Origin of the sequence: Ferruginibacter sp. (assembly GCF_031430955.1) — a bacterium.
Lineage (GTDB): Bacteria > Bacteroidota > Bacteroidia > Chitinophagales > Chitinophagaceae > Ferruginibacter.
In genome coordinates, this window is the sequence record NZ_JANPCM010000414.1 from 1 (window position 1) to 5677 (window position 5677).

Sequence of the window (5677 nt, forward strand, 5' to 3'; positions counted from 1 at the left end):
ATATTGATGGCTACTGCGGCTACATGAGTAATGTGGGAGATGTAGATGATATGGCAAAAAATGCTTTAGCCATTTTAAAAGATGATGCAACTTTATTACAATTTAAAGCCAACGCTTTAACCCAGGCCAAAAAATTTGACATTGAAAGTATAGTGCCTCTTTATGAAGCACTCTACAAAAGGGTTATTTAATTTACCTGCGGCGCAACCATTTTGCAGGATCTAAATTATTTTTTTCATCATTGATATAAAAATCAACTGCGCCAACACCATCTAAATTTGCTGCAGCTTTTCCAATTACCTGCCCGGTTTTTACTTCCTGTCCTGTTTGTACAGCTACACTGGAAAGATTACTGTAAGTGCTGAAATATCTTCCATGCTGCAAAATTACCACCTGCATATCTTCAACATATAAAACTTTAGAAACCACTCCATCAAAAACAGATTTTACAGCACTGCCGATTTCTGTTGCAATGGTTAAACCCGTCATGTCTAATACTGTACCGCTTGGTAATTTATTAGCCCCATAATGCATCAGCATATATCCTTTATCCACAGGCCATGGCAAGGCACCCCTGTTATTCACAAAATTTGCATTCACTGCAATATTTTCTGAATTCAACAATACACTTTCCGGCACTTTTTTAGGTTCTGCTTTTTTAGTTACTGTGGGTGTTTTAGCTACAGGGGCCGTAGCAACATTTGCATTATTTTTTGCAGCAGCTTTTTCTGCAGCAATTCTTTTGGCTTCGTCATTTGCAGCTTTTTTTAAAGCCGTTTTTCTTGCTTCATCCAAAGCTCTTTTAATAGCAGCAGCAATGGCGTTATCTACTTTTTTCAATTGCTTTTTAGTAGCAGCCATTTGGTTATTCAATTGTTTACCTTGCTTTTTTAATTCGCTCAGTATCCGGTCTTTTTCTCTTTGCTCTTTCTCCAAAGCCGACATTTCTTTGTCCTTATCTTTTAAAACAATACTTTTCTTTTCTTTGGTGCCGCTTAATTCTTCCACACGCTGCTTGCGTAAATCCTGTGTACGTAAAATATTTTCTCCCTGCATCTCCCGGTAATTCCTGTAGCTTTTCAAATAAGTAATCCGCTTTATAGCATCATTAAAACTTGCAGCAGAAAAAATAAAATTTAAAAAATCGTAGCTACTCCTGTTCTTATATGCATACACCATGCTCTTGGCGTATTCCTGTTTTAAAGTATCCAATAATTTATCGTAGCGGTTAATGTCTCTTTGTGTTTTAATTAAATTATTATCCAGCAAATTAATATCCCGGTTAATATTGTCTATGATCCTGTCCTGGATATTTACTTTATCATTTATCAGTTTCCACTGCACATAATTTTCTTTTGATTTTGTTTTATTTTCATTCAGCATCCTTTCTGTTTGCTCTAATTCTCTTCTTAACTGCAGCTTTTGTTTTTCCAAATCTTCCCTTGTTTGGGGTTGAGCAAAAACACTAACCAACATAAAAAAGGATGCTATTACAGTAATGCTTATTTTAATCATGAGCCGTATTTAGAGCGTTTATCAAAAATACAATTGAAACAGGAAAAATAACTTGTTTTAAAACACACAGCCTGCGTATAATTATGCTTAACGCTTACATGCGTTTATAATTTTTGGGGACCTTTAAAGAAACTGATAATTCTTTGTTAAACTCATACTGCTTATAATTAAGCCGTATGTCTAATTTATTTTTTTCGGAAACAGTTATTTCCCGGTAGGTGGAAAAATCAACACCATTTTTATTTTCATAACTGCCATAAGTTATATCTGCAGTCCTGTTACGTGTTACATCCACATCATCCAGCTTGCTGTGGAGCAGTAAATTATTATCTGCCGAAAGGGTGAGCAGATGTTTAAAAATATCGCCGGCTGTTGCTATTAAAATATGCGATTCTGTTTTTCTGTAAGCAACCACAACCGTATCCATAAATATAGGATTGCCTATCAGCAGATCCTGTATAGTTTTATAATCAAACGCTATTTTTGTTACTTCCTGCAAATAATCTATTGAACGGTATTGCACTTCTTTATCCCTTGTATTCATTAAAATAACACTGTCTTTTGTTATAAGCATACGGTAAACTTCTACATTAAATATAGTTGCAGATAAGGATACCCAAATTGCACTGTCCTTCATTATTCTTACCACGGCTAATATATCAGGTTGCTTACCTTTATTATCTTCGTATTCTACTTTTATTTTTGCATTAAAAGTTTTGTAATTAATATAATGACTATGAAATCTATCCATGGTTTCATGTATCATTTTTAAAGAATCGGCTGCTGATGTATTTGTTACAACGTTCGCTGTAGAGTCTTTTGGAGCTATTGCTTTATTAATTTGTTTAGTGGTGCGGCAACTGTACGTTGATATTATTATAAGTGCTGCAAAAAAAATGCTTATTAAATTCTTCATTACTGATTGTATATTTTTTTATCAGGATAATTTTTTATTTAACGCCTGTATGGCCAAATCCACCATCTCCCCTTAAAGTATTATTCAATTGCTGTACCAAAAATAATTCAGCCTTTTCAATTTTAGCAATAACCATTTGCGCTATGCGGTCGCCATTATTTATTGCCTGTACCTGGTTACTTAAATTTATAAGAATCACTTTTAATTCTCCACGGTAATCGCTGTCCACGGTTCCCGGAGAATTTAAGCAGGTTATGCCCTGCTTAAGTGCCATTCCGCTCCTTGGCCTTATTTGTGCTTCATATCCTTCGGGTAATTCTATAAATAATCCTGTGGGTGTTAAAAAACGTTCGAGTGGTTGTAATATTACTTCCTTTTCAATATTTGCCCTTATATCCATACCCGACGAACCAGCAGTTGCGTAAGAAGGCAATGGATTACCAGATTTGTTGATGATGTTAACAGTTATTTTTTGCATTGGCGTAAAGGTAGTAATGTAGAAAGAAGGAAAATAAGGAAATTTATTTTTAACAATATGCTTTTAATTTTTACAAAGCAATATTGTTGCATAAGCCACCAGCCCTTCCTCCCTGCCTACAAAGCCCATTGTTTCTGTTGTGGTTGCTTTAATTGAAATATCATCAGTATTTATTTCTACAATAGAAGCAATTACTTTCTGCATTTGCAAAACAAAAGGTTTTATTTTAGGAAGCTGTAAACAAAGAGTGCTGTCAATATTCACTATTTTATAACCTTTATTTTTTATTAGAGTAAAACATTTTGCTAAAAGTATTTTACTGTCTATATTTTTATAAGCACTGTCAGTATCTGGAAAATGCACCCCAATATCGCCGAGGCATAAAGCTCCCAGCATAGCATCGCAGATAGCGTGCAGTAACACGTCTGCATCGCTGTGGCCTAAAGCTCCTTTTGTATGAGGAATTTTTACGCCCCCTATCCATAAATCCCTTCCTGCTGTTAATTGATGAAAATCTACACCCGATCCAATTCTATAGCTCATTTAAATTATTTTATCATACAAATATCTGCCATTTCACTTGTATTAAAAACTTAAAAGCGCCCCCTTGTGCAAGGGAGCGCTTTTAAAATATATTACTTAAAATTATTTTTTTGCTGTACCATCAAAATCAAATACCAAACCAAAACGGTACGTGTTAGACAGAGGGTTACGGTTAGTGCCATTACCAGAAGGGAAAATATAAGAAAAGTCAATACCAAAAACATTATATTTTAACCCTGCGCCAACTGTAAGAAACTTTCTGTTTCCTTTAGTTGGATTTTCGTAAAAATAACCCGCCCTGAAAGCAAATTGGTTATTGTACCAATACTCAGCTCCAATTGAGGCGTTAATTTCTTTCATTTCTTCGGAAAGCCCACCATCAGCATCGCCAAAAGATTTAAACCAGCTGCTAACTACACCCTGGCTATGATATTTTTGTAATGCCCCTGCTGAGGTATCACTTGTAGGTGTGGGTACCAGCAATTTATTCAAATCTAAAGCAAAAGTAATTTTGTTGTCTTCGTCAATAACTTTGGTATAAGCTGCTCCAATGCCTAAATTAGCAGGTATAAAGTCTTTTGAATTTGCGTCTGAAGTGTAAGAAATTTTACCCCCCAAGTTGCTAAGTGCAGCTCCCCAGTTAAACCCTTCTCCATTTTCTTTAACTCCATTATGGAAAAAATGTAAATCGCCAGCTGCTGTAGAAGCTTTTTTATAAGTTGTATTCCCCACTGTACCTGCTAAATTTGAATTAATAAAACGTATAGCAATACCAATACTATTTTTTGCAGAAAGTTTCCTTGAATAACCTGCATCAATAGCAATTTCTCTTGGCTTATAGGTTTGCAGGTAACTACCCGACTGATCTGTAAACTCAATATTTCCCAAACTAAAATATCTTAATGATCCTGATAAAGCCTGCATATCATCCAGCTTGTAATAGCCTGCTAAAGATGCTATATATACATCACTTACTGATAAATCCCTTAACCAGGGTGTATAAGTTAACCCAACTCCAGATTTGGTGGTGCTAAAAGGTAATTTTGCTAAATTTAAAAAACCTGAATTCACATCAGGAGAAGTTGCAATACCAGCATCTCCCATTCCAGCACTTCTTATATTTGGGGAAATCCGTAAAAAGGGAACTGCGCTGGTTACAACTTTGAATTTGTCGCTGGTAGTCTGGGCATTAGATACAGTAATTGCTCCTCCCAGTAACATAACTATGGCAGTTAGTTTTAAAGTTACTCTTTTCATGCGTTTTGATTTGTCTTGGTTAGGTAGATCTTACCTCTATAAGCGTTAAGTTTAAGGTTGTTGTATTGTAAAAATAGTAGTTTTCTTGAAACGAACAATTTTTTTATAAAATCTTGTTAAAAAAATTATGAACATCTTACAAATTAAAGGTAATGATTTTATGATTACAGATGCAAATGTTAGCAATTTTTTGATTTTTAATGCTTTATTCCCATTTTAATAATGATAAAACCATCGCTTGAATTAGCAAACGGGATATATTGCTGATTATTGTATGCACTATACTTACACCACTTTAAAACTTCAATTTCCTTATTTTATTACAGGCACTTTAAATTTCCCTTGCTTTTACTAAATAAATTGCATTACAATAAATCAGACAGTGCCTGATAAGGATATGATGCATGGCCAAATTATTTTTAGCATAATTTTTGACCTTATTTAAAATTAGATTTAATGATTTTATTTTTGCACAATAAAATTTATTAAAATGATGTTATTCAAATACGATAATATTTTAAATACTTTTTGCATTTACTAACCCGTTAAAAAAAGCCGTATTACAACAGTATATCGCTTAAAGTATTTATATTCGCAGCCAATACACCCATATACAATAAAAAAGAAAACCTTTCGTTAACCAATTTGATAAACGAACGAACATGTTAAAATTAATTTCAGGAAAAAATTTAGTAATTGTTGCTGCAGCAGCTTTTTCATTAAGCTCTTGTAAAAATGGCGGCCTATTTAAGAAAAAAAGCGCCACATCATCTGCAACAGGATGGAAGTATGATGATAAAAACATGGGTAACTTTCATGTTGCAAAAGTAAAATATCCCAAAGCTGGTCCGGGCCTTGTTTTTGTACAGGGTGGTTCGTTTGTAATGGGTGCTAAAGATGAAGATGTAATGGGCGACTGGAATAATGTACCCCGCCGTATTACCGTTCCCTCTTTTTTTATAGATGAA

General features: G+C 34.2%; 5 protein-coding genes and 2 pseudogenes. 2 read left to right on the plus strand and 5 right to left on the minus strand.

Annotation, left to right across the window (positions count from 1 at the left end; all coding sequences use genetic code 11):
- Positions 1–191: pseudogene (locus ACY65O_RS11550) on the plus strand (N-acetyl-alpha-D-glucosaminyl L-malate synthase BshA); the annotation flags it as partial.
- A gap of 1 nt (position 192) precedes the next feature.
- Here ACY65O_RS11550 and ACY65O_RS11555 read toward each other — a convergent pair.
- The 5 genes from ACY65O_RS11555 to porV all read right to left on the minus strand — a co-directional run bounded on the left by ACY65O_RS11555 (position 193) and on the right by porV (position 4709).
- Positions 193–1515: a murein hydrolase activator EnvC family protein gene (locus ACY65O_RS11555; protein WP_462221010.1), complete on the minus strand. Its 1323-nt coding sequence runs from the start codon at positions 1513–1515 to the stop codon at positions 193–195.
- A gap of 94 nt (positions 1516–1609) precedes the next feature.
- Positions 1610–2431, minus strand: a complete 822-nt coding sequence (locus ACY65O_RS11560) for a DUF4292 domain-containing protein (protein WP_462221011.1) — start codon at positions 2429–2431, stop codon at positions 1610–1612.
- A gap of 34 nt (positions 2432–2465) precedes the next feature.
- Positions 2466–2909, minus strand: coding sequence for a dUTP diphosphatase (gene dut, locus ACY65O_RS11565; RefSeq protein ID WP_462221012.1), 444 nt, complete (start codon positions 2907–2909; stop codon positions 2466–2468).
- A gap of 63 nt (positions 2910–2972) precedes the next feature.
- Positions 2973–3452: a 2-C-methyl-D-erythritol 2,4-cyclodiphosphate synthase gene (gene ispF / locus ACY65O_RS11570; protein WP_462221013.1), complete on the minus strand. Its 480-nt coding sequence runs from the start codon at positions 3450–3452 to the stop codon at positions 2973–2975.
- A 102-nt stretch (positions 3453–3554) separates the two neighbouring features.
- Positions 3555–4709 carry a type IX secretion system outer membrane channel protein PorV gene (gene porV / locus ACY65O_RS11575; protein ID WP_462221014.1) on the minus strand — a complete coding sequence of 385 codons (1155 nt, stop codon included), beginning with the start codon at positions 4707–4709 and terminating at the stop codon, positions 3555–3557.
- A gap of 662 nt (positions 4710–5371) precedes the next feature.
- Here porV and ACY65O_RS11580 point away from each other — a divergent pair.
- Positions 5372–5677 (plus strand): annotated as a pseudogene (locus ACY65O_RS11580) (gliding motility lipoprotein GldJ); the annotation flags it as partial.